Here is a 22,607-nt window from a genome sequence, read left to right as displayed (position 1 = left end):
GCCTAGCCTTGGGGGCGTGAGCGGTACCGAGGACACTGCAACGAGCCCCGCAGACCGCTACGAGGCGGCCCGGTTGCGCGCCCGCAGTGCCAGCGAGCGGCCGGCGCTGACCGAGTTCGCCGACGGGCTGGACTTCGAGCTGGACCCGTTCCAGGCCGACGCGTGCGCGGCCCTGGAGCGCGGCACCGGCGTGCTCGTCTGCGCCCCGACCGGTGCGGGCAAGACCGTCGTCGGCGAGTTCGCCGTGCACCTGGCGCTGCGGCAGGGGCGCAAGTGCTTCTACACGACGCCGATCAAGGCGCTGTCCAACCAGAAGTACAACGACCTGGTCCAGCGCCACGGCGCCGAGCGGGTCGGCCTGCTCACCGGCGACAACGCGATCAACGGCGACGCGCCCGTGGTGGTGATGACCACCGAGGTGCTGCGCAACATGCTGTACGCCGGCTCCGGCACGCTGGAGGGCCTCTCCTACGTCGTCATGGACGAGGTGCACTACCTCGCCGACCGTTTCCGCGGCGCCGTCTGGGAAGAGGTGATCATCCACCTGCCCGAGTCGGTGACCCTCGTGTCATTGTCGGCGACCGTGTCCAACGCCGAGGAGTTCGCCGACTGGCTCGTCACCGTGCGCGGCGAGACGTCGGTCGTGGTCAGCGAGCACCGGCCCGTGCCGCTGTGGCAGCACATGCTGGTCGGCAAGCGCATGTTCGACCTGTTCCACGACGCCGAGGCCGCCCAGAAGCACGACGTGCACCCGGAGCTGCTGCGCTACCACCGCGAGATGCTGCGCCGGGTCGAGCTCGCCGGCGGCGACCTGCGCCGCGGCAAGCGCGGCCGCTGGACCGGCCCGCACCGCGCCGAGATCGTCGAGCGCCTCGACCGCGAGGGCCTGCTCCCGGCGATCCTGTTCATCTTCAGCCGGGCCGGCTGCGACGCCGCCGTCCAGCAGTGCCTGGCCGCCGGCCTGCGCCTCACCGGCCCCGACGAGCGCGCCGAGATCCGCACCATCGTCGAGGACCGCACCAAGCACATCCCGAGCGAGGACCTGCAGGTGCTCGGCTACTGGGAGTGGCTCGACGGCCTCGAGCGCGGCCTCGCCGCCCACCACGCCGGCATGCTGCCCGCCTTCAAGGAGGTCGTCGAGGAGCTGTTCGTGCGCGGCCTGGTCAAGGCCGTCTTCGCGACCGAGACCCTCGCCCTGGGTATCAACATGCCGGCCCGCTGCGTCGTGCTCGAGCGCCTCGTGAAGTACAACGGCGAGGCCCATGTCGACCTGACCCCCGGCGAGTACACGCAGCTGACCGGCCGCGCCGGCCGCCGCGGCATCGACGTGGAGGGCCACGCCGTCGTCGTCTGGGCGCCCGAGGTCGACCCGCGCCACGTCGCCGGCCTCGCCTCGACCCGCACGTACCCGCTCAAGTCGAGCTTCCGTCCGTCGTACAACATGGCGGTCAACCTCGTCGGCAGCGTCGGCTTCGCGTCCGCCCGCGAGCTCCTCGAAAGCTCGTTCGCGCAGTTCCAGGCCGACCGCTCGGTCGTCGGGCTGGCCCGGCAGGTGCAGCGCAACACCGAGACCATGGCCACGTACGCCGGGGAGATGCACTGCCACCTCGGCGACTTCGCCGAGTACTTCGCCATCCGCGTCGCCATCGCCGACCGCGAGAAGGCCATCGCCCGCCAGGGCGTGCAGCAGCGCCGCGCGGCCGCCCTGGAGTCGCTGGAGCGGCTGCGGTCCGGCGACGTCATCCGGGTCCCGGCCGGGCGCCGCTCGGGCCTCGCGATCGTCATCGACCCCGGCACCGGCGGCTTCGGCGAGCCGCGCCCGCTGGTGCTCACCGAGGACCGGTGGGCCGGGCGCATCTCCGGCGCCGACTTCACCACCCCGGTCGAGGCGATCGGCCGCGTCCGTGTGCCGCGGCAGTTCAACTACCGCTCGGCCCAGGACCGCCGCGACCTCGCCGCGCAGCTGCGCCGCATGGAGGTCGCCCCGGCGGAGCGCGGCCGGGGGGCCCGCGCCCGCAACAGCGCCGCCGCCGAGGACCACGAGCTCGACACGCTGCGCGCCTCGCTGCGCCGCCACCCGTGCCACCGCTGCCCGGAGCGCGAGGAGCACGCCCGCTGGGCCGAGCGGCGCTGGCGCCTCGATCGCGACACCGAGGGCCTGCGCGGCAAGGTCGCCAGCCGCACCGGCTCCCTGGCCCGCACCTTCGACCGGGTCTGCGGGCTGCTCACCGACCGCGGGTACCTCACCGCCGAGGGCGGCGTCAGCGACGCGGGCCGGATGCTGGCCCGCATCTGGTCGGAGACCGACCTGCTCGTCGCCGAGTGCCTGCGCCGCGGGGTGTGGGACAAGCTCGGCCCGGCCGAGCTGGCCGCGGCCGCCAGCGTCCTGGTCTACGAGGCCCGCCGCGAGGCCGAGGACCGCGCCTCGGTGCCGCGCGGCGAGGTGACGGACGCCATCGACGCGACCCTGAAGCTGTGGGCCGACCTGCGCGACGACGAGGACTCGCGGGGTCTGCAGCTGACCCGGGAGCTGGACCTGGGGTTCGCGTGGCCGATGTACCGCTGGGCCCGTGGCGAGTCCCTCACCAAGGTCCTCGGCAGCGTCCACGGCCTCGAGGGCGACATGCCGGCCGGCGACTTCGTGCGCTGGTCGCGGCAGGTCCTCGACCTGCTCGGCCAGCTCGCCGAGGCCTCCGGCGCGCCGGAGCCGATCCGCCGCACGGCCCGCCTCGCGATGGCCGCCATCACCCGGGGAGTGCTCGCCTACAGCGTCCTGGGCTGAGCACGCTGCAAGTGAAGTTGGAAAATTTCTTCGGGTCCGTAATGATGCACAGGCATAACGCCTGGCGTTGGAGGGACTCGTGGGTCAACTGCACCATTTCACGTACGGCGCGATCACTCCGATCTTTGCCTACGCCATGTCGTTCCTGGGTTCGCTCCTGGGCCTCGTGAGCACCGCGCGCGCCCGCGCCGCGCAGGAGACCCGCCGCCGCGCGTGGCTGCTGGTCCTCGCCGCCTGGGCGATCGGCGGCACCGGCATCTGGGTCATGCACTTCATGGCGATGGTCGGCTTCAGCGTGCAGGACAGCCCGCTGCGCTACGACGTCCCGACCACGATCGCGAGCTTCTTCATCGCCGTGATCACGGTCGGCATCGGCCTGTTCATCGTGGGCCTGGGCAAGCCGAAGCTGTGGAAGGTCTTCGTCGGCGGCCCGATCACCGGCGTGTCGGTCGCGTTCATGCACTACACGGGCATGGAGGCGATGCGGGTCAACGGCACGTTCGAGTACAAGACCAATTTGTTCCTCGCCTCCTACGCGATCGCCATCGTGGCCGCGACGGTCGCCCTGTGGTTCACGATCGTGGTCCGCGGCCCCGTCGCGACCGTCGCCGCCGCCGCCGTGATGGGCGTGGCGGTCTGCGGCATGCACTACACCGGCATGTACGCGATGCAGGTCCACCTCAACCACAACATCACCCCCGTCCCCGGCGTGGACGTGAACTGGTTCCTGGCCCCCATCGTCCTGTTCGTCCTGGTCGTGGCCATCGCTCTGGTCAGCGCCGTGATGGCGGTCCCGTCGGAGCGCGAGCAGGCCGAGGCCGCCGCCGTGCGCGACAAGATCGCCGCGGGCCAGGCGCTGCGCTCGTCGGGCGGCCCGGTCTTCGGCGGCGGCTCGAACAGCGTCGCCGCCCCGCCGGCTCAGCCCGGCGCTCCCGGCTCCGGCAAGGCGGGCCAGGCGTTCGCGGCTCGCGCCGCGAACGGCATCGCCGACGCCCGCCGCCAGCGTGGCCGCTGACGTCCGGTCCGGGTCTGCAGCATTTTTCCTGGCTAGCGTCGCCGCCCCACCGGCCCGGCAAGGCGCCAGGCGTTCGCGGCTCGCGCGGCGAACGGCATCGCCGACGCGCGCCGCCAGCGTGGCCGCTGACGTCCGGTCCGGGTCCGCAGCATTGTCCTGGCTAGCGTCGCCGCCCACCGGCCCGGCGCCGCCGGCTCCGGCAAGGCGGGCCAGGCGTTCGCGGCCCGCGCCGCGAACGGCATCGCCGACGCCCGCCGGCAGCGCGGCCGCTGACGTCCGGTCCGGGTCCGCAGCATTTCCTGGCTCGGGTCCGTACAACTGACGACCGTAGTTCCCACCAGACACCGCTTCGCTGCCACCTCCGCGGTGCCCAAGAGCCCGACCGGCTCAAGCTGCGCGCTAACCCCCTTTATCGTGATAAGTCCGAAAAGTCCGGCGCCGAAGGCGCCGGACTTTTCGCCAATTTCAGCATTTATCGGTGAACCGGCCGGAATCGCCTCGACAAAACGGACGCGGCGGGCTCGAACGTCCCGGAAGGGCGCGAACGGGCGAAAGTGTCCAGCGGGGCGAACGCCGGAAGGTGCGGGCTCCCGCGCGGGATAATAAACACGTGACCGATGACCGGCCTCGTCCCAGGATGCGTTCCGTCGGCAGCACGCTCGAGGACTTCGAGCGGGACCTCATCAGCAACCTGTACTTCCAGCGCGGCACCACACTCGAGTCGGCCAGCGGGTCGGACGGGTACCAGACGCTGGCGCTCACCGTGCGCGACCGGCTCGTGGAGCGCTACGCGCGCACCGCCGCCGCGCACTACCAGGCCAACCCGCGGTTCGTGTACTACCTGTCCGCCGAGTACCTGCTCGGGCGGCAGCTGCGGCAGAACCTGCTCTACACCGACACCGAGCGGTTCGTGCACCCCATCGCCGAGGAGCTCGGGGTCAGCCTCGAGGACCTCGAGAGCTACGACGTCGAGCCGGGGCTCGGCAACGGGGGGCTCGGGCGGCTCGCGGCCTGCCTGCTGGACTCCATGGCGACCCTGGACATTCCGGCCGTCGGGTACGGCATCCGGTACGAGTTCGGCATCTTCAAGCAGGGGTTCCGCGACGGGGCGCAAATCGAGCGGCCCGACGACTGGACGTTCTACGGCAACCCGTGGGAGTTCCCGGCGCCCGACGACCGGCAGGTGATCGGCTTCTACGGCACGACCGCGCCGGCGCTGGACGACCCGACCGGGCTGCGGCGGCAGTGGACGCCGGGCGAGACCGTGCGCGGGGAGCCGAGCCACATGCTCGTGCCCGGGTACGGCACCCAGACCGTCAACATCGTCCGGCTGTGGCAGGCGCGCGCCAGCCGGCAGTCGTTCGACCTGTCGCGCTTCGGGGCCGGGCAGTACAAGGAGGCCGTCGAGGACATCGTGCGGGCCGAGAACATCAGCAAGGTGCTGTACCCCGACGACAGCACCGAGCAGGGGCGCGAGCTGCGGCTGAAGCAGCAGTACTTCCTCGTGGCCTGTTCCCTGCGCGACATCATCCGCCGGTACCGGCTGCGCAACACCGGGTGGGACGCGTTCCCGGCCAAGGTCGTCATCCAGCTCAACGACACCCACCCCGTCATGGCGGTCACGGAGCTCATGCGGCTGCTCGTCGACGAGTACCGCCTCGACTGGGACCTGGCCTGGTCGATCACCCGCCGGACGTTCAACTACACGTGCCACACCCTGCTGCCCGAGGCGCTGGAGACGTGGCCGGTGGCGCTGCTCGAGCGGCTGCTGCCCCGGCACATGGAGATCATCTACGCGATCAACCACTTCTTCCTGCAGGAGGTCGAGGCGACGTACCCGGGCGACACCGACCGCATCCGCCGGCTCTCGATCATCCAGGAGGAGCCGGAGAAGCGGGTCCGGATGGCGCACCTGGCGGTCGTGGCCAGCACCGCCGTCAACGGCGTCGCCGAGCTGCACACGCGGCTGCTGCAGGCCACCACGCTGCGCGACTTCGCCGAGCTGTGGCCGCAGAAGTTCCACAACGTCACCAACGGCGTCACCCCGCGCCGGTTCGTGCGGCTGGCCAACCCGCGGCTGTCGCAGCTCATCACCGAGCGGCTCGGGGACGAGGGCTGGCTGACCGACCTGGACCGCCTCGAGGGGCTCGCCGGGGCCGCCGACGACCCCGAGTTCCTGGAGCGGTGGCGGGCCGTCAAGCGGGCCAACAAGGCCGACCTCGCCGCGACCGTTGAGCGCTCCACGGGCATCGTCATCGACCCCGACGCCCTGTGCGATGTGATGATCAAGCGCTTCCACGAGTACAAACGGCAGCATTTGAAGCTCTTGCACGTGATCACGCTGTTCAACCGCATCCGCGAGAACCCGGACCTGGACGTCGTGCCGCGCACGGTGCTGTTCGGGGGGAAGGCGGCCCCGGGGTACCACTCCATGAAGCTGCTGATCCGGCTCGTCAACGCGGTCGCGGACGCGGTGAACACCGACCCCGTCGTGTCGCGGCACCTGAAGGTCGTGCTGCTGCCGGACTACAACGTGACCCGGGCCCAGGTGATCATCCCGGCGGCGGACCTGTCGGAGCAGATCTCCCTGGCCGGCAAGGAGGCGTCGGGGACGGGCAACATGAAGCTGGCGCTGAACGGCGCGGTCACGATCGGCACGCTGGACGGGGCCAACATCGAGATCCGCGACCGGGTCGGGGCGGAGAACTTCTTCCTGTTCGGCCTCGACGCGCAGGAGGCCGCCGAGGCCCGGCGCAACTACAACCCGCGGCAGTACTACGACGTCGACCCCGAGCTGCGCGCCGCCGTCGACGCGATCGCCGGCGGCCAGTTCGCCAAGGGCGACCGCACCCTGTTCGCGCCGGTGGTGGACTCGATGCTCGGCCGCGACGAGTACCTGGCCGTGGCCGACTACCGCCCCTACCTCGAGTGCCAGGAGCGGGTCGAGCGGGCCTGGCGCGACCCGGGCGCGTGGGCGCGCATGTCGGTGCTCAACGCGGCCCGGTGCGGCTTCTTCTCCTCCGACCGCACCGTGCGCGACTACTGCGACCTGATCTGGCGCGTCGACCCGGTGCGGATCTCAGACGGAGGCTAGGGCGTCCACGATCCGCTTCGCCGCCCCGGCGAGGCCCCACCGCTCGGCGAGCTCGACGAGCCGGTCGGGGTCGGCCGGGGCGGTCGGCAGCTTCGTCGACACCGCCGGGATCGGCACCGTGCGGGAGACGGCGACGACGTCGCGGGCGTTGGCGAGGTACTCCCGGCCGGCCTCGATCTTGCCGCGCAGCCCCGGCGCGAAGCCCGACGACGGGTCGTCCAGCGCGGCGAGGATCCCGTCGAGGCCGCCGTAGCGGTCCACGAGCCGGGCCGCGGTCTTCTCGCCGACCCCGGCGACGCCCGGCAGGCCGTCGCTGGGGTCGCCGCGCAGCGCCGCGAGGTCGGCGTAGCCGGCGGCCGGGACCCCGTACTTGGCGTGCAGGCCGGCGTTGTCGAGGACCTCGAGCTTGGCGACGCCGCGGCCGCAGTACAGCACCCGGACCGGCTTGGCGTCGTCGATGACCTGGAAGAGGTCCCGGTCGCCGGTGGCCACCTCGACCGGCCCCGGCTCGCGGAAGGCGAGGGTGCCGATGACGTCGTCGGCCTCGAAGTCGTGGGCGCCGACGGCGGTGATGCCGAGCGCGGCGAGGAAGTCCAGGATGATCGGCACCTGGGTCTCCAGCGCGGCCGGCACCTCCTCGCCGCCGGCCGGGGTGAGCCGGTGCGCCTTGTAGGAGGGCAGCAGCGCGACCCGCCAGGCCGGGCGCCAGCTCTCGTCGAGGCAGCACACCATGCGATCCGGGCTCCGGCCGCGGATCAGGGTCGAGAGCATGTCAAGGAAGCCGCGCACGGCGTTGACCGGGGTGCCGTCGGGGGCCTTCGCGGCGGCCTCGGGCACCCCGAAGAACGCGCGGAAGTAGAGGCTGGCGGAGTCGATCAGCAGCAGGGGGCGGTCCACCCGGTCAGATTACTCAGCGCAGCACGTGTACGCGGGTCGTGGTGCCCGTCGGGCTGTTGTGTCGCTGCACCAGGTCGGCCAGGAAGTGGACCATGACCAGGCCGCGGCCCCGCCCGTGCGGCGGGCGCAGGCGGCCGATCATCACGTCGGTGACGTGGCCGAAGTCGCGCACCTCGCACACGACACGGTGGTCGTCGTACCAGGTCCGCAGGGTGCCGGAGCCGCCGCCGTGCTGGACGCTGTTGGTGGCCAGCTCGTTCACGGCGCTCTGCAGGTCGATGATGCGCTCCGGCGGCAGGTCGGCGTCCAGCCCGGCCTCGGCGACCCGGCGGCGCACGAGGACGAGCTCGTTGAGCTCGAAGCGCATCGTGGTCGCGCCGGCCGGCGGCTCGGGCAGCGGCACGTTGTAGGCCTCGGCGATGCCGTAGGGGTCGTAGGCGTCGCTCGGGAAGTGCCCGGCGTCGCCGGCCATGATCGGGTGGGTGGCGTACGAGTCGCGGATCCGGCGCCGGTCGAGGCGGGACGCGTCGTACGGGCACAGGATCGACGCCTCGCGCCCGGTGAACGCCACGTTGATCATCGCCTCGTGCTGGACGCAGGCCGGATACTCCTCCTCGGAGCGGCCGGCCCAGATCGGCTCGCCGACGATGCGGACCCGCCGCCCGGCGTGCTCGTCCATGAACCGGCTCAGCACCCACGGGATGATCCGGCCCGGGTTGCGCCCGGCCTCGGTCATGTCGATGAAGCGCACGGAGTCGGCGAAGGCGCCGAGGCGCTCGCGCAGCATCGCGAGGTTGTCCGGCGGGGCGGCCACGGCGGTGGGCTCGTCGAGGGAGAAGCCCTCGTAGATGAACTTCATGGTGCCGTCGAGGAAGCCGGCCGCGTCGTCGTACAGCAACGCCGCATGCACGAACGGGTCGGGGGCCCGGTCGTTGGACGTCGGCACGCTTGCGAGGCCCATCATCTCGATTCGGCGACGGCTACGGTGGTCTTACTCAACCTCAGGCGACACACTACGCCACGAGCCGCGTCCGAACACCTATCCGGAGGCGCCGGGTACCACACAAAACCAAACGAACGTTAAGCTCTGAGTGTGGAGCTCTACTCAACCGACCGGCTCGCCGCGGCCCGCCGGGCCGCCGCCGACGCCGGGCTCGACGCCCTGCTGATCGGGCCGAGCGCCGACCTGCGGTACCTGACCGCCTACGACGCGCACGCCCTCGAGCGGCTCACCCTGCTCGTGCTGCCCGCCGACGGCGACGCGACGCTCATCGTCCCGCGCCTGGAGCGCCCGGCCGCCGAGGCCGCCGTCGGCGACGCCGTCCGGCTGGTCGACCACGAGGACGGCACCGACCCGTATGCCATCGTCCAGGACCTCCTGGGCGACCGGGCCAAGACCGTCGGCCTCGGCGACCGCCTGTGGGCCGAGCAGGTCCTCGCGCTGCGCGACGCCCTGCCGGACGCCCGCCAGGCCCTCGCCGGCGCGGTGCTGCGCGGCCTGCGGCTGCGCAAGAGCCCGGCCGAGGTGGAGGCGCTGCGCCGGGCCGGGCGGGCGATCGACGCCGTGCACGAGCGGATGGGGCAGTGGCTGCGCCCCGGGCGCACCGAGGCCGAGGTCGCCGCGGACATCGCCGCCGGCATCCGGGAGGCCGGCCACGCCACCGTCGAGTTCACCATCGTCGCCGCCGGCCCCAACGGCGCGAGCCCGCACCACGGTGTCTCCGACCGGGTGATCGCCGCGGGCGAGCCGGTCGTCGTCGACATCGGCGGCAAGATGCCCGACGGCTACTGCTCCGACTCCACCCGCACCTACTGCATCGGCGAGCCGCCGGCCGACTTCGCCGCCTACTACGCGGTCCTGCACGAGGCCCAGCGCGCCGCGGTCGCCGCCGTGCGCCCGGGCGTGAGCGCCGAGTCCGTCGACGCCGCCGCCCGCGACCTCATCGCCGCCGCCGGCTACGGCGCGCAGTTCCTGCACCGCACCGGGCACGGCATCGGCCTCGACGGCCACGAGGACCCGTACATCGTGGCCGGCAACGCCGCCCCGCTCGAGCCCGGCATGGCGTTCTCGGTCGAGCCCGGCATCTACCTCGCCGGCCGCCACGGCGCCCGCATCGAGGACATCGTCGTGTGCACCGACGACGGCGTCGAGCGCCTCAATACCATCGACACGGAGCTGGTGATCCTATGACCGTGCAGCGCCCGTTCCTGACCGAGGAGGGGCAGGCCCTGATCGGGCTGGCGCGCGAGATCGCCGACGGCGAGCTCGCGCCGCGGGTGGACGAGTTCGAGGCCGAGCGGCGCTTCCCGCGCGAGCTGTTCCGCGTGCTCGGCCGGGCCGGCCTGCTCGGCCTGCCCTACGCCGAGGAGCACGGCGGCGGTGGCGTGCCCTACGAGCTGTACCTGCAGGTCCTCGAGGAGGTCGCGGCCCGCTGGCTGGCCGTCGCCGAGGGCATGTCCGTGCACACCCTGTCCTGCTACCCGCTGGCCGCCCACGGCACCGACGTGCAGCGCAAGCGGCTGCTGCCCGACATGCTCGGCGGCGAGCTGCTCGGCGCCTACTGCCTGTCCGAGCCGCACAGCGGTTCGGACGCGGCGGCACTGAAGACCCGGGCCGAGGCGTGCCCGGACGGGTACGTGGTCCGCGGTACCAAGGCCTGGATCACCCATGCCGGCCAGGCCGACTTCTACAACGTGTTCGTGCGCACCGGCGGCCCCGGCGCCGCGGGCATCTCGTGCCTGCTGATCGACGCGCAGACTCCGGGTGTCGTACCGCAGGGGCCGGAGAAGACCATGGGCCTGCGCTCCTCCACGGTGGCCCAGCTCGTCTTCGACGGCGCCGCGGTCCCCGCCGACCGGCTCGTCGGCGACGAGGGGGCCGGCTTCCGGATCGCGCTGAGCGCCCTGGACGGCGGCCGCCTCGGCATCGCCGCGTGCGCCGTCGGCCTGGCCCAGGCGGCGCTGGACTACGCCGCGGCCTACGCGAAGGAGCGCGAGCAGTTTGGCCGCCCGATCGCCGAGTTCCAGGGCGTCGGCTTCATGCTGGCCGACATGGCGACCCAGGTCGCCGCGGCCCGCGCCCTGTACCTTTCGGCGGCCCGCCTCCGCGACGCGGGCCTGCCCCACACGGCGGAGGCGGCGAAGGCCAAGCTCTTCTGCACCGACACGGCGATGAAGGTGACGACGGACGCGGTCCAGGTGCTCGGCGGCGCCGGCTACGTCAGCGACCATCCCGTGGAGCGCTACATGCGCGAGGCGAAGGTGCTGCAGATCTTCGAGGGCACCAACCAGATCCAGCGCGTCGTGATCTCCCGGTCGCTGTAGTTTATCGTTCCACCGTGGAAGAGACCGATCGCGCGATCGTGGCAGCCCTGGCCGTCGACGGCCGCCTATCCTACACCGACCTGGCCGAGCGCGTGGGCCTGTCGGTGTCGGCGGTGCACCAGCGGGTGCGCCGGCTCGAGCAGCGCGGCGTCATCAAGGGCTACGCCGCGCGCGTCGACCACGACGCGCTCGGCCTGTCCCTGACCGCGTTCGTCGCGATCCGCCCCCTCGACCCGTCCCAGCCGGACGACGCCCCGGATCGCCTGGCGAAGCTGCCGCAGATCGAGTCCTGCTACTCGGTCGCCGGCGAGGACTTCTACATGCTGCTCGTCCGCGTCGAGAACCCGCTGGCGCTGGAGCGGCTCCTGCAGGAGATCCGTTCCGCGGCCAACGTGACGACGCGGACGACGGTCGTGCTGTCCACGCCGTACGAGCACCGCCCTAGCGCGCGGCCGTCGTGATCGCCGCCTGCACCTGGTCGACGTCGCTGAGGTCGTCGAGCGTGACGTGCGCCCCGGCCGCACCGAGCTCGGCGACCGTGTAGCGCCCGGTCGCCACCCCGACGACGCCGGCGTCGCTGTGCAGGGCGGCCCTCACGTCCTCGGGCGTGTCGCCGACGAGCACGACGCGGTGGTACTCCCGGCCGTACCTGCGATGCGCGTTGCCCTTCGCGATGGCGACGAGCTCGGCCCGGACCTCGTGGCTCCACCCGTACGCCCCGGTGTCCAGGTCCAGATGCTCGATGAGCCCGAACGGCCCGAGCTTGACCTCGGCGATCCGCCGCACGTTCCCGGTCAGCAGCGACTGGACGGTCCGCGCCCGGACCGCCGCCAGCGCCGCCGCGGCCCCCGGCAGCGCCCGCCCGCGCGCCGGCAGCAGGTGCGCGAGCTCGTCGAGCGCCGCCTCGGCCCCTTCGCGCAGATCCTCGAGATGCCGCTCGGTGACGCTGACGTCGTTGAGCCGCAGCATGTCCATCGCGATCGCCCGGTCGGTCCGCCCCGCCATCGGCGGCTGCACCTTCACCGGCACGCCGAACCGCCGCAGGAACGCCAGGTCGTACGCTTCCCGCCCCAGCCCGTCGACGTCGACCAGCGTGTGGTCCACGTCCCAGAGCACCAGAACCCCGTCCATCGGGTGCAGCGTAGCCGCAACCGGCACAATGTTGGGATGGGCGAGATCGTGGTCGTGCGGCACGGCGAGACCGAGTGGAGCGCCGCGGGCCGGCACACCTCCACCACCGACCTGGAGCTCACCGGCGCGGGCGAGACGGCCGCGCAGGCTCTGGCCAGGACCCTGACCAACCGCGCCTTCGTGGCGGTCGTGAGCAGCCCGCGCCGCCGCGCCCTGCGCACCGCGGAGCTGGCCGGCCTGATGGTCACGGACGTGGACTCGGACATCTCGGAGTGGAACTACGGCGACTACGAGGGCCGCACCACCGCCGAGATCCACGCCGACGCCCCGTCGTGGAACCTGTGGACCGACGGCTGCCCCGGCGGCGAGACCCCGCAGCAGGTGACCGACCGCCTGGACCGCTTCCTGACGAAGCTCCGCCCGACGCTCGCTTTGGGCGACGTGGCGGTGGTGAGCCACGGCCACGCGTCGCGCGCCCTGGCCGCGCTGTGGCTGGAGCAGCCGATCGCGTTCGGCGCCCACCTCACGCTCGGCACCGCGACGATCTCGGTCCTGGGCCACGAGCACGGCGCCCCGTCGCTGCGCCAGTGGAACGCCCCGCCGACGTAGGGCGGTCGCCCTCGCAGCCCACAGCCGGCGGGCGTCTTCGGTAATCGGCTCGGCGACATCGCGGCTCCCTCGGCGGCGGTCGCGGCGGCATTGTTTGCGCGGCTGGCCGCGGCTCGCTCCGACGTTGCACTCGCCTTCCACACCGCGGCTCGGGACCGGCGTCGCGGCCCGCGCCCGACGCCGCGCCCGCCGCCGACCTCACGGCCCGCGACCGACGCCGCGCCCGCCGCCGCCGCGGCGACCCGCGCCACCGCCCGCCGCGGACCCCACGGCCCGCGCCCGACGCCACGCCCGCCGCCGCCGCGGCGACCCGCGCCACCGCCCGCCGCCGACCCCACGGCTCGCGACCGACGCCACGGCTCGCTGCCGACATCACCGCCCACGACCGCCGCCACGCCCGCCGCCGTGGCGGGCCGCCGACCTCACGGCCCGCGGCGCCCGCCACGCCAGCCGCGGACCTCACGGCCCGCGACCGACACCGCGGCCCCGCCGCCGACGCCGCGGCTCGCCAGTGACGGCCGCGGCCCGCGGCCAACGTCGCAGCCGGCCACCGACGCAGCCCGCCCGCCGACGCGCGCCGCGGGAGAGAGCGTGTGCGATCCCAGAGCGGAAAGAACGCGCATGCGCACGCGGGCGGCGTCAGGCGGGCTCGGACCGGGGAGGCGACCCCGACGAGGCGTGTCGCGTGGCCGCAATGGCGACACGAAGCTCGGCGGTGCCGGCTCCGTCCTCTGGCTTTTCCACCGTAACCCACCCCACCTAATTGACCATGAGAGGCGAGCACGCAGCGTCACTCACACAAGCGCCACGTAATCAGGCCAGCGTGATCCAGTAGCGGCGCGTGTGGCCGAGCCACGTGTCGCGGACGTCCTCCAGGGCGCCGCCGCAGTGTTCGATGACCCGGGCCGACGCCGGGTTGGACGAGTCGCAGGTGAGCAGGACGCGGTCCAGGCCCATCGCCGTCGCCTCGCGCAGGACCTCGCGCAGCGCCCACGTCGCGATGCCGCGGCCGCGGGACGACGGGCGTACGCCGTAGCCGATGTGGCCGCCGGCCTCCAGCAGCTTGCGGTTCAGGCGGTGGCGCAGCGAGATCGCGCCCAGGATCTCGCCGTCCGAGGCGATCCACCAGTGCGTGGCGGGGACGCGGTCGTCCGGGTGCGAAGGGCACACGTCGGGTTGCGCGTTGAGCCGGGATACCCAGGCGGCGAAGCCGGGCGGCGAGTCGACGTCGTCGTCGGGGGAGAGGCCGCTGCCGTGCTGCTGCTCGCCGGCCCAGTCGTCGCGGGCGGCGAGCCAGGCCTGGTGCAGGGTCGCCGTAGGGGTGATCAACTGCGGCATACGGGGCACCGTACCCCGTGCGAGGTACGCCGGGTGACCGCCTCGGGGCGACGTACGTCACCGCCGCCGGCGGTACGCTCAGCCGTGGCGACCCCGACGACCGCACGGGCTTCGCCGTCGGGCTCATGACCGGCTACCTCGTCGCCGGCGAGAGTGGCGGGGGTCGTCCGCGCCCGCCCTCGGCCGCTCCAACGCCGAGCTCGCGGAGCTGCTCACGATCGCCGAATCGACCGCGAAAACGCACGTGAAACGCATTCTCGGCAAGATCGGCGCGTGCGACCGGGTCCAGGCCGTCGCCATCGCGTATCGGGGCGGCCTCATGAAGTCGCGATAAATGTATTGTGCGATCGCCGCGCAATGCGTAACGTATTCATCAGCACCGGGGAGAGCCCCGGGACACCGAAGCGCGAGAGTGAAGGAGACGGCCATGACGCGGCACACCGAGCTTGGTCTCCTCGCCGCTCTCGATTGTCTCGAAGGTTATGACCTCCTGGGCGGTTACGCCACGGGCGGGTGGAGCAGCTAGCGCGGCCGCTAGCGACGCCTCCGCCGCCCACCCCCACCGGGGACCGGGCGGTTTTTTTCATGCCTCGAATTCGCGCCGGATTCGATAATCTGACAATTCCATAGTGGATGCTGCGCATTTTATGAATACCAATGCCGTCGTAGCTCAGCGGAAGAGCAAGGCCCTGTCGAGGCCGAGGTCGCCGGTTCAATTCCGGTCGGCGGTGCGCACAAAACATCAATGCGGTCGTAGCTCAGTCAGGTCAGAGCGTCGCCTCGCCATGGCGAAGGTCCCGGGTTCGAATCCCGGCTGCCGCTCGCAGCACAACCATGCCCTCGTAGCCCAAAGGCAGAGGCACGACGTTGAGGACGTCGACGGTGCGCGTTCGACTCGCGCCGGGGGCACGCGGCACAAAGCAAGCACCACCGGGCGCGGTGGACGAATGGGGAGAGTCGCCTGGTTTTCACCCAGGACATGTGCGGGTTCGAGTCCCGTCCGCGCTTCGCAGTACCAGCACCACCAACCGGAGCAGGGTGGAGGAGTTCGGTCGTCCTCGCCGGTCTCATAAGCCGGAGATCGCGGTGTTCAAATCCCGCCCCTGCGACCACAGCACCAGCACCAGGCGAGCCGGCCCGTCGACGGGGGCGGCCGGCTCGCCATCAAGCGGGCGCGTCGACGTCGGAGAGTCGAGGCTGGCTGTAACCCAGCTGCAAGCGCTGAGGGGGTTCGAATCCCTCCGCCCGCACGCACGACCAGCACGACCTTGTGCCCGAGTGGTCAGGGAGCCGCCTGCAAAGCGGAACACGCCGGTTCGATTCCGGCCTTGGTCTCAAAGCCGCGCCGCCATCCACTATGGACAGTGCGCGGCCGGAGGGGACAATCGCCACCATGGACCCCGACCCTCCGGTGTGGCTGCTCGACGTCGACGGCGTCATCAACGTGCGCCGGCCCGGGTGGGGCGCCGCGCCGCGGCGCGGGTTCGCCGTCGCCGAGGGGGTCGGGTGGCCGATCCGCTTCGCGCCTGCCCTTGTCGGCCGGATCCGCCAGCTGCACCGCGACGGCGTCGTCGAGGCGCGCTGGTGCTCCACCTGGTGTTCGTGGCCGGCCGAGATCGAGCGCGTCCTGCGCATGCCGCCGCTGGACCGCGCGTTCGGCGACGTGCCCGACGCCTCCGTCGCCAAGCTCGCCGCCGCGCGGGCCGTCCTGCTCGGCGGCCGCCGCCTCGTGTGGACCGACGACGTCGTCGTGCCCGAGCCCGGCCCGCTGTACGACGAGCTCACCGCCGGCGGCCGGGCGCTGCTGATCCGCCCCGACCCGCGCCGGGGCCTCACCCCGGCCGACGTCGACGAGATCGAGCGCTTCGCGCGGCGCACGGATACAGCGTGACCCGGTGGGCCAGCGCGACCGCCCGCAGCTGCGCCTGGCTTACCGGCTCGCCCCGGCGGCTGTACTCCAGGACGACCGTCACCGTCGATCCGTCCCGGCGGTCGACGTCGACGAACGGAACCATGGGGCGGGCGGGTTGCCGGTACGGTGAGAGGCGCTTCACTTTGCGCGGAAATGATCTGCGTGGAATATTATCTGCATGACCGACTATGGCCACGAGCTGAGCTTCGGCACGTTCCTGCCGCCCGACGCCGCCGGCGCCGCCGAGGCGCTGCGGCTGGCCGTGCGCACCGAGGACCTCGGGCTGGATCTGACCAGCGTCCAGGACCACCCGTACCAGGCGCGCTTCCTCGACGCCTGGACCCTGCTGTCGGTGATCGCCGCGCACACCGAGCGGATCTCCGTCTTCCCCAACGTCGCCAACCTGCCGCTGCGCCCGCCGGCGGTCCTCGCCCGGGCCGCGGCCAGCCTCGACCTGCTCTCCGGCGGCCGGGTCGAGCTCGGCCTGGGTGCCGGCGCGTTCTGGGACGCGATCGCCGGCATGGGCGGCGAGCGCCGCACCGCCGCCGAGTCGCTCAAGGCGCTCGAGGAGGCGATCGCGGTCCTGCGCGCCCTGTGGAGCGAGGAGCGCTCGGCCCGCGTGGACGGCGAGCACTACCGCCTGCAGGGCGCCCACCCCGGCCCGGGCGCCGCCCACGACATCGGGATCTGGGTCGGCGGCTACAAGCCGCGGATGCTGTCGCTGATCGGGCGGCTGGCCGACGGGTGGCTGCCCAGCGCGCCGTACCTGCCGCCGGACCAGCTCGCCGACGCCAACCGCCGCATCGACGAGGCCGCCGAGGCCGCGGGGCGCCGCCCCGAGGACGTGCGCCGGCTGTACAACATCGCCGGTACCTTCCGCGGCGACGGCCGCGAGTTCCTGCAGGGCCCGCCGAAGGTCTGGGTGGAGCAGCTCGCGGAGCTGGCGGTCACCGAGGGGATGAGCGCCTTCATCCTGATGGTCCAGGCCGGCGGCGACGCCGACCTGGAGCGCTTCGCCCTGGAGGTCGTTCCGGCGGTACGCGAGCTGGTGGCGGCCGAGCGCACCCGCCCGTCCGGCGACGTCGGCACCTTCGTCCCCTCATCCGATAAAAGCGATAAATCGGAAATGTCCGGCTTGCCGGATATTTCCGATCAAGCGTCGCGCGACGGGAGTGGGCTGCGCGACGGAAGCGGCCCGCGCGACGGGAACGGCCTGCGCGACGGGAGTGAGCTGGGCGACGGGAGTGGACTGCGCGAGGGGAACAGGCTGGGCGACGGGAGCGGGCCGCGCGACGGGCACGGGCTGGCCGACGGGAGCGGGGCCGGGGCGGGGCAGCGCGCCGCGGCCGGGAACGGTGTACGGCCGTTCAACGAGACCCTCGCGACGCCGACCGCGGACGACGGTGTGCGGCTGTCGGCGACACGGCTGTGGGACGAGAGCGAGCGCCCGGCCGGCCCCGAGAGCGACCTCAGCGTCACCTACTCGCCGCGGCAGCGGGCGTCGGGGCAGCACCTCATCGACGTACACAATCATCTGCGGCAGGAACTGGCGCAACTGCGCGACCTCGTCGAGCAGGTCGCGGCAGGGGCGCTCGACCTCGGGCGGGCCCGCTCGATGATCAACACGATGGCGATGCGGCAGAACAACTGGACCCTGGGGACCTACTGCGAGACGTACTGCCGCGTCGTCACCACGCACCACACGATCGAGGACGTCAGCCTGTTCCCGCGCCTGCGGGCGGCCGACCCCCGGCTCGTGCCGGTCGTCGACCGCCTGGAGGCGGAGCACCACGTCATCGCCGAGGTCCTCGAGCGCGTCGACGCGGCCCTCGTCGCGATGGTCTCCGAGCCGGAGGGCATCGCGGCGGTGCGGGAGGCGGTCGACCTGCTCACCGACACGCTGCTGTCGCACCTGTCGTACGAGGAGCGCGAGCTGGTCGAGCCGCTCAGCCGCTACAACGTGATGTGAAGCGTGTCCACCGTGACGTTCCACAGCCGGGCGGCCGCCTCGGGGTCCAGCGCGTACGCCGCGACCCCGGTGCGGGAGCCCGGCTGGTTGGGGACGGCCTCGTTGCAGTCCTCGTAGTACTTCCCGCCGACGCCCTCGGCCAGCGGCGAGGCGGCCAGCAGGGCCGAGGTCGCCGCGCCCTGCTGCGGGGTCTTCCAGGCGATCGCCCGGCCGCCGTTGGCCTCCTGCACCGAACGTTCCAGCGCCGCGACGTCGATGTGGCGCTGCAGGTTGGTGCGGATGCCGCCGGGGTTGAGGGCGTTGACCCGGATCCCGTCGCCGGCCCAGCGCCGGTCCGCCTCGACGGCGAAGAGCACGTTGGCCGTCTTGGACTGGCCGTAGGCGAGCCACGGCTCGTACTCGCGGCGCTCGAAGTGGATGTCGTCGAAGACGACGGGGGAGCGCAGGTGGGCCGACGAGCTCACCGCGACGACCCGGGCGCCGCCCGCGGCCCGCAGCGCCGGCAGCAGGCCGGCGGCGAGGGCGAAGTGGCCGAGGTGGTTGGTCGCGAACTGCATCTCCCAGCCCTCGGCGGTGCGGGCCAGGGGCGAGGCCATGACGCCGGCGTTGTTGACGAGGATGTGCAGCGGCCCTTCCCACCCGGCGGCGAAGCCGCGCACGGAGGCCTGGTCGGACAGGTCGAGCCGGCCGACGTGGATCTGCTTGTTGCCGGTGTCGGCGATCAGGTCGGCGGCGGTGCGCTCGCCGGCCTCGACGTTGCGCACCGCGATGGTGACCTCGGCCCCGGCGGCGGCCAGGGCGCGGGCGGTCTCGATGCCGATGCCGGAGGCGGCGCCGGTGACGACCGCGCGCCGGCCGGTGAGGTCGACGCCGGCGAGTACCTCGGCGGCGGTCGATGAGAACCCGAATGACATGGTCAAGCCCTTCGAACTAGGCGAGCGTGGTGACGGTGACGTCCCAGAGGCGGGCGGCCGCCTCGGGGTCGAGGGCGTAGGCGGCGACGCCGCGGTTGCCTTCGGTGTGCGGCTCGGCCTCCTGGCAGTCCTCGTAGTACCGCCCGCCGACGCCGTCGGCGAGCGGCGACGCGGCCAGCAGCACCGAGGTGGCGGCGCCCTGCTGCGGGGTCTTCATGCGCCGCGGCTGGCCGGCCAGCCGGCGCCGGGCCAGGGCCTCGAGTTCGGCCGCGTCGACGTGGCGCTGCAGGTTGGTGCTGATCGAGCCCGGGTGCAGGGCGTTGACCCGGATCCCGGCGTCGGCCCAGCGCCGGTCGGCCTCGACGGCGAAGAGGATGTTGGCCGTCTTGGACTGGCCGTAGGCGAGCCACGGGTCGTACGCGCGGTGCTCGAAGTGGATGTCCTCGAACACGACGGGCGAGAACTGGTGGCCGGACGAGCTCACCGACACCACCCGGGCGCCGTCCGCGGCGCGCAGCGCCGGCAGCAGGCCCGTGGCGAGGGCGAAGTGGCCCAGGTGGTTGGTGGCGAACTGCAGCTCCCACCCCTGCGGCGTGCGGGCCAGGGGCGAGGCCATGACCCCGGCGTTGTTGACCAGGATGTGCAGCGGGCCGTCCCAGCCGGCGGTGAACGCGCGCACCGAGGCCTGGTCGGACAGCTCCAGCGCGCCGACGTGGATCTGCTTGTTGCCGGTGTCGGCGACCAGGTCGGCGGCGGTGCGCTCGCCGGCCTCGAGGTTGCGCACGGCGAGCGTCACCTCGGCCCCGGCCGCGGCGAGCGCCCGGGCGGTCTCGATCCCGATGCCGGACGCGCCGCCGGTGACGACGGCCCGCTTCCCGGCGAGGTCGACGCCGGCGATGACGTCGGCGGCGGTCGATTCGAATCCAAACGACATGATCACTCCTCGGTTGGCCCCCAGCGGTACCATTTGAAGCGGAGGCGCCTCCAGATGACACCAACCGTAACCGGAGGAACCTCCGCTTTGCTTCCCCCTTGGAGTGTGACGTGACCCACCCTGATGCCGAGCCGGCGCGCCCGCTGCGGGCCGACGCCCGGCGCAACCGCGAGCGCCTGCTCGAGGCGGCGCTGAAGGCCTTCTCCACCGAGGCGGACGCCGAGGTGAGCCTGGAGCGGGTGGCGCGCGACGCCGGGGTCGGCATCGGCACGCTCTACCGGCATTTCCCGACCCGGGAGGCACTGGTCGAGGAGGTGTACCGCACGGAGCTCACCCGCCTGTGCGAGTCCGCCCCGCGGCTGCTCGCGCAGCGGCCGCCCGTGGAGGCGCTGCGCGCGTGGATGGACGCGTTCATCGACTACCTGGCGACGAAGCGCGGGCTGGCCGAGGCGCTGCGCGCGGTGATCGCGGCCGGCGGGCGCCCGTTCGCGCGCAGCCGGGAGCTGCTGCTCGGCGCCCTCGGGGAGCTGCTGGCGGCCGGCGCGGGCGCGGGGCTGCGCTCCGACGTGGCCGCGGAGGACATTCTCATCGCGCTCAACGGCATCTCGCTGGCCGCCGCCGACCCGTCGCAGCGCGACCAGGTCGGGCGCGTGCTCGACCTGATCGTCGACGGCCTGCGGGCGCGCTAGTCGGAGTCGCCCTTCTCGCGCTGCAGGGCGAGCTCCAGCGCGAGGACGGCGCACAGGATGAGCAGGTGGTTCTCGCCCTCGGCGATGTTCACCGCGTAGCTGTCGCGGATGCTCAGCCACCGCTTCGACACCGACGCGACCTCGCGGCCGCCGCGTTCGACCGTGAACTCGTGGTCGAAGAGGTCCCCGGACATCTCCAGGTCGTCGGGGCCCGGCACGTCGATGGTGAACTTGTCGCGGAACGGCGTGAAGAGCTTCTTGCGGACCTCGGCGGCCTCCTCGCCGTCGATCTCGATGGTGTACGTCGGGCGGAGCGCGATGAGCTTGCGCGCCACCGACGCCACCTCGTGACCGGACGGGTCCTCGATGACGAGCCGGTCGCGCAGGCTCAGCACCTTGCCGTCGACGTGCAGCACCTTGCGCCCGTGGTCGTCGACGACGTCGAAGTCGTCGCCGATGTCGAAGAAGCGCTCCTTGATGACATACATGCCCTCGATTGTCGGCCCGCCACGCCAGTCACGCCCGGCGAGCCGGCGCCTCACCGCCGGAACCGGCCGGGCCGGCGCAGGCGGGCGGAGCCGCCCACGCCGACCCGTCGCGGGCGTCAGAACGCCGCGATGGCCACGGCGGTGTAGGCCGGCCGCGTCAGTAGTCGACCGCGACGACCCCCGTGAGGGTGCCGACGTAGCCGTGCCCGCGGGCGACGGTGGGCGAGGCGAAGTGCGGCGCCCGGCCGATGTCGAGGCGGGCCCGCTGATGCCCGTCGGCCGGGTCGAGCAGGTAGAGCACGCCCGCGCTGACGTCGACGACCCACACCGCGCCGCCGGCCAGGATCGGAGAGCCGGTGGCGCCGTCCGGGCCGTGCCAGCCGAGGCTGATCCGGCCCGACGCGGGGTTGACCGTCGCCGCCCGGATGCCGTCGTTGCACGGCAGGAACAGCGTGCTCCCGGCGACGGCCGCGCCGCCGAACGCGGCACACGCCTTGCCCTGCGCCACCTGGCCGCCGATGCCGCCGAGGTGGCCCGGGTCGAGCACGTAGCCGGTGCCGCGCTTGCCGGCGATGAAGACGCGCGCGCCGACGGCCGCCGGCGTCATCGAGCCGAGGTCGAGGTCGCCGGCGTTGTCGTCGGCCCACGTGTCCGGGGCGAAGTAGTCGGTGCGGCGCAGGTCATGGTCGAGCGCGATGACGGTGTCGCTGCCGTCGAAGCCGGTCGTGGACTCGCCGTTGCCGACCGCGTAGAACAGCCGCTGGCCGATGACGGCGCCGCCGGCCGGGGACCAGATGCCGCCCTCGCGCGGCGTCGGCACGGCGTAGGTCTGCAGCGGGCCTTCGCCGCTCGTGGGCGCGGACACGACCGAGCCGACGTACTTGGCGCAGTCACCGGCCAGGCCGCCGTAGGCGATGTAGACGCGCCCGGCGTACACGGTGAGGGCGGCCCGCTGCTGGTGCGCGATCGGGTCGCCGAGCGGCGGCTCGACCGCCCGGCGCAGCTTCACCGCGCCGGTGGCGGCGTCGACGCCGACGAGGGTGTGCGCGCCGCCGGTCGTCTCGGCGACCGCGAACACCAGGCCGGTCTGGGCGTCGTACGCCATGGTGCCGGTGATGCCGAGGGGGTCGATGTTGCCGCACGGCAGGTCGCCGCCGGGCACGGGCTGGCCGACGTTCACCGACCACAGCACGGCGCCGGTCTTCGGGTCGAGGGCGTAGACCGTGTCGTGCTCGGTGGCGGCGAGCACCCGGCCGCCGACGACGAGCGGCTGGCCGTAGACGGCGCCGTCCAGGCGGGCCTCCCACGCCTTGGCCAGCCGGGTCGCGGCCGGTGTGGCCGGGCTGGTGCCGGTGCGGGTGTTGTCGCGGTGGTACGTCGGCCAGTCCCCGTCGTCGGCGGTCTGCACGGGGACGGGCACCGGCGGCGGCGGTCCGGAGCACCCGCCGAGCAGCAGCGCGAGGAGCAGGATCGCGGTTCGGCGCATGGCATCCAACCTACGTCCGGCCGGC

Annotated in this window: 18 protein-coding genes, 7 tRNA genes and 1 pseudogene; 18 read left to right on the top strand and 8 right to left on the bottom strand. The window is 73.0% G+C overall.

Annotated features, from left to right (window positions below; genetic code table 11):
• Positions 1 to 16: 16 nt before the first annotated feature.
• From ACQEVU_RS33315 to ACQEVU_RS33305, 3 genes are all read left to right on the top strand, one after another.
• Positions 17 to 2,782, top strand: coding sequence for a DEAD/DEAH box helicase (locus ACQEVU_RS33315; RefSeq protein ID WP_433330589.1), 2,766 nt, complete (start codon positions 17 to 19; stop codon positions 2,780 to 2,782).
• A gap of 79 nt (positions 2,783 to 2,861) precedes the next feature.
• Positions 2,862 to 3,797 carry an MHYT domain-containing protein gene (locus ACQEVU_RS33310; RefSeq protein ID WP_433330587.1) on the top strand — a complete coding sequence of 312 codons (936 nt, stop codon included), beginning with the start codon at positions 2,862 to 2,864 and terminating at the stop codon, positions 3,795 to 3,797.
• Between the two features lie 637 nt (positions 3,798 to 4,434).
• Positions 4,435 to 6,891 carry a glycogen/starch/alpha-glucan phosphorylase gene (locus tag ACQEVU_RS33305; RefSeq protein ID WP_433330585.1) on the top strand — a complete coding sequence of 819 codons (2,457 nt, stop codon included), beginning with the start codon at positions 4,435 to 4,437 and terminating at the stop codon, positions 6,889 to 6,891.
• Here ACQEVU_RS33305 and ACQEVU_RS33300 read toward each other — a convergent pair.
• Positions 6,877 to 7,788 carry a 5'-3' exonuclease gene (locus ACQEVU_RS33300; protein WP_433330583.1) on the bottom strand — a complete coding sequence of 304 codons (912 nt, stop codon included), beginning with the start codon at positions 7,786 to 7,788 and terminating at the stop codon, positions 6,877 to 6,879. The genes ACQEVU_RS33305 and ACQEVU_RS33300 overlap by 15 nt on opposite strands.
• A gap of 13 nt (positions 7,789 to 7,801) precedes the next feature.
• Positions 7,802 to 8,734 (bottom strand): anti-sigma factor RsbA family regulatory protein, encoded by a 933-nt coding sequence (locus tag ACQEVU_RS33295; protein WP_433330581.1) that lies wholly within the window; start codon positions 8,732 to 8,734, stop codon positions 7,802 to 7,804.
• A 147-nt stretch (positions 8,735 to 8,881) separates the two neighbouring features.
• Here ACQEVU_RS33295 and ACQEVU_RS33290 point away from each other — a divergent pair, with 147 nt between their 5' ends.
• Genes ACQEVU_RS33290 through ACQEVU_RS33280 form a run of 3 tightly spaced genes read left to right on the top strand, consistent with a single transcriptional unit; the run spans position 8,882 to position 11,573 of the window.
• Complete coding sequence (locus tag ACQEVU_RS33290; RefSeq protein WP_433330579.1) at positions 8,882 to 9,979, top strand: M24 family metallopeptidase; 1,098 nt, start codon at positions 8,882 to 8,884, stop codon at positions 9,977 to 9,979.
• Entirely contained in the window at positions 9,976 to 11,112 is a 1,137-nt protein-coding gene (locus ACQEVU_RS33285) for an acyl-CoA dehydrogenase family protein (protein WP_433330577.1), read from the top strand. The genes ACQEVU_RS33290 and ACQEVU_RS33285 overlap by 4 nt, the downstream gene beginning before the upstream one ends.
• Positions 11,113 to 11,126: 14 nt before the next feature.
• Positions 11,127 to 11,573 (top strand): Lrp/AsnC family transcriptional regulator, encoded by a 447-nt coding sequence (locus ACQEVU_RS33280; RefSeq protein WP_433330575.1) that lies wholly within the window; start codon positions 11,127 to 11,129, stop codon positions 11,571 to 11,573.
• On the opposite strand, the gene ACQEVU_RS33275 is transcribed toward ACQEVU_RS33280, so the two are convergent.
• Positions 11,554 to 12,243, bottom strand: a complete 690-nt coding sequence (locus ACQEVU_RS33275; protein WP_433330573.1) for an HAD family hydrolase — start codon at positions 12,241 to 12,243, stop codon at positions 11,554 to 11,556. The genes ACQEVU_RS33280 and ACQEVU_RS33275 overlap by 20 nt on opposite strands.
• Positions 12,244 to 12,279: 36 nt before the next feature.
• Between ACQEVU_RS33275 and ACQEVU_RS33270 the strand changes: the two genes are divergently transcribed.
• Positions 12,280 to 12,852 (top strand): histidine phosphatase family protein, encoded by a 573-nt coding sequence (locus ACQEVU_RS33270; protein ID WP_433330571.1) that lies wholly within the window; start codon positions 12,280 to 12,282, stop codon positions 12,850 to 12,852.
• A gap of 813 nt (positions 12,853 to 13,665) precedes the next feature.
• Here the strand turns inward: ACQEVU_RS33270 and ACQEVU_RS33265 are convergent.
• The gene (locus tag ACQEVU_RS33265; RefSeq protein ID WP_433330569.1) at positions 13,666 to 14,190 is read right to left on the bottom strand and encodes a GNAT family N-acetyltransferase; all 525 of its coding nucleotides are present in this window, start codon (positions 14,188 to 14,190) and stop codon (positions 13,666 to 13,668) included.
• 187 nt (positions 14,191 to 14,377) lie between these two features.
• On the opposite strand from ACQEVU_RS33265, the pseudogene ACQEVU_RS33260 reads away from it, so the two are divergent.
• From ACQEVU_RS33260 to ACQEVU_RS33215, 10 genes and pseudogenes are all read left to right on the top strand, one after another.
• Positions 14,378 to 14,524: pseudogene (locus tag ACQEVU_RS33260) on the top strand (response regulator transcription factor); the annotation flags it as partial.
• 325 nt (positions 14,525 to 14,849) lie between these two features.
• A tRNA-Asp gene (locus ACQEVU_RS33255) sits at positions 14,850 to 14,921 on the top strand.
• 16 nt (positions 14,922 to 14,937) lie between these two features.
• Positions 14,938 to 15,012, top strand: a tRNA-Gly gene (locus tag ACQEVU_RS33250).
• A gap of 14 nt (positions 15,013 to 15,026) precedes the next feature.
• Positions 15,027 to 15,099: transfer RNA gene (locus tag ACQEVU_RS33245), tRNA-Leu, on the top strand.
• Between the two features lie 24 nt (positions 15,100 to 15,123).
• A tRNA-Glu gene (locus tag ACQEVU_RS33240) sits at positions 15,124 to 15,198 on the top strand.
• A gap of 24 nt (positions 15,199 to 15,222) precedes the next feature.
• Positions 15,223 to 15,302 (top strand) — tRNA-Met (locus ACQEVU_RS33235).
• 56 nt (positions 15,303 to 15,358) lie between these two features.
• Positions 15,359 to 15,440: transfer RNA gene (locus ACQEVU_RS33230), tRNA-Tyr, on the top strand.
• A 14-nt stretch (positions 15,441 to 15,454) separates the two neighbouring features.
• A tRNA-Cys gene (locus ACQEVU_RS33225) sits at positions 15,455 to 15,525 on the top strand.
• 58 nt (positions 15,526 to 15,583) lie between these two features.
• Positions 15,584 to 16,081, top strand: coding sequence for a hypothetical protein (locus ACQEVU_RS33220; RefSeq protein ID WP_433330567.1), 498 nt, complete (start codon positions 15,584 to 15,586; stop codon positions 16,079 to 16,081).
• A 199-nt stretch (positions 16,082 to 16,280) separates the two neighbouring features.
• Positions 16,281 to 18,071, top strand: coding sequence for an LLM class flavin-dependent oxidoreductase (locus ACQEVU_RS33215; protein ID WP_433330565.1), 1,791 nt, complete (start codon positions 16,281 to 16,283; stop codon positions 18,069 to 18,071).
• On the opposite strand, the gene ACQEVU_RS33210 is transcribed toward ACQEVU_RS33215, so the two are convergent.
• Positions 18,056 to 18,985 (bottom strand): SDR family NAD(P)-dependent oxidoreductase, encoded by a 930-nt coding sequence (locus ACQEVU_RS33210; protein ID WP_433330563.1) that lies wholly within the window; start codon positions 18,983 to 18,985, stop codon positions 18,056 to 18,058. The genes ACQEVU_RS33215 and ACQEVU_RS33210 overlap by 16 nt on opposite strands.
• A 16-nt stretch (positions 18,986 to 19,001) precedes the next feature.
• Positions 19,002 to 19,919, bottom strand: a complete 918-nt coding sequence (locus ACQEVU_RS33205) for an SDR family NAD(P)-dependent oxidoreductase (RefSeq protein WP_433330561.1) — start codon at positions 19,917 to 19,919, stop codon at positions 19,002 to 19,004.
• A gap of 110 nt (positions 19,920 to 20,029) precedes the next feature.
• Here ACQEVU_RS33205 and ACQEVU_RS33200 point away from each other — a divergent pair, with 110 nt between their 5' ends.
• Entirely contained in the window at positions 20,030 to 20,608 is a 579-nt protein-coding gene (locus ACQEVU_RS33200) for a TetR/AcrR family transcriptional regulator (protein ID WP_433330559.1), read from the top strand.
• On the opposite strand, the gene ACQEVU_RS33195 is transcribed toward ACQEVU_RS33200, so the two are convergent.
• Together ACQEVU_RS33195 and ACQEVU_RS33190 are read right to left on the bottom strand one after the other, a co-directional pair.
• Positions 20,605 to 21,096 carry an LURP-one-related/scramblase family protein gene (locus ACQEVU_RS33195; RefSeq protein ID WP_433330557.1) on the bottom strand — a complete coding sequence of 164 codons (492 nt, stop codon included), beginning with the start codon at positions 21,094 to 21,096 and terminating at the stop codon, positions 20,605 to 20,607. The genes ACQEVU_RS33200 and ACQEVU_RS33195 overlap by 4 nt on opposite strands.
• 157 nt (positions 21,097 to 21,253) lie before the next feature.
• A complete protein-coding gene (locus ACQEVU_RS33190) occupies positions 21,254 to 22,582 on the bottom strand; it encodes a PQQ-binding-like beta-propeller repeat protein (RefSeq protein WP_433330555.1) in 1,329 nt (442 codons plus the stop codon).
• Between the last annotated feature and the right edge of the window lie 25 nt (positions 22,583 to 22,607).

Origin of the sequence: Dactylosporangium sp. CA-139066, assembly GCF_050936175.1 — a bacterium.
Classification (GTDB): Bacteria; Actinomycetota; Actinomycetes; order Mycobacteriales; family Micromonosporaceae; genus Dactylosporangium.
The sequence above is the reverse complement of the archived record's forward strand: the minus strand, read 5'-3'. Positions and strand labels throughout refer to the sequence as shown.

What these genes read in the sequence shown, in the direction of transcription:
- ACQEVU_RS33190 (WP_433330555.1), bottom strand. Translation starts at nt 22,582, where the DNA reads ATGCGCCGAACCGCGATCCTGCTCCTCGCGCTGCTGCTCGGCGGGTGC.
- ACQEVU_RS33215 (WP_433330565.1), top strand. Translation starts at nt 16,281, where the DNA reads ATGACCGACTATGGCCACGAGCTGAGCTTCGGCACGTTCCTGCCGCCC.
- ACQEVU_RS33210 (WP_433330563.1), bottom strand. Translation starts at nt 18,985, where the DNA reads ATGTCATTCGGGTTCTCATCGACCGCCGCCGAGGTACTCGCCGGCGTC.
- ACQEVU_RS33220 (WP_433330567.1), top strand. Translation starts at nt 15,584, where the DNA reads ATGGACCCCGACCCTCCGGTGTGGCTGCTCGACGTCGACGGCGTCATC.
- ACQEVU_RS33275 (WP_433330573.1), bottom strand. Translation starts at nt 12,243, where the DNA reads ATGGACGGGGTTCTGGTGCTCTGGGACGTGGACCACACGCTGGTCGAC.
- ACQEVU_RS33270 (WP_433330571.1), top strand. Translation starts at nt 12,280, where the DNA reads ATGGGCGAGATCGTGGTCGTGCGGCACGGCGAGACCGAGTGGAGCGCC.
- ACQEVU_RS33285 (WP_433330577.1), top strand. Translation starts at nt 9,976, where the DNA reads ATGACCGTGCAGCGCCCGTTCCTGACCGAGGAGGGGCAGGCCCTGATC.
- ACQEVU_RS33195 (WP_433330557.1), bottom strand. Translation starts at nt 21,096, where the DNA reads ATGTATGTCATCAAGGAGCGCTTCTTCGACATCGGCGACGACTTCGAC.
- ACQEVU_RS33265 (WP_433330569.1), bottom strand. Translation starts at nt 14,190, where the DNA reads ATGCCGCAGTTGATCACCCCTACGGCGACCCTGCACCAGGCCTGGCTC.
- ACQEVU_RS33205 (WP_433330561.1), bottom strand. Translation starts at nt 19,919, where the DNA reads ATGTCGTTTGGATTCGAATCGACCGCCGCCGACGTCATCGCCGGCGTC.
- ACQEVU_RS33305 (WP_433330585.1), top strand. Translation starts at nt 4,435, where the DNA reads ATGCGTTCCGTCGGCAGCACGCTCGAGGACTTCGAGCGGGACCTCATC.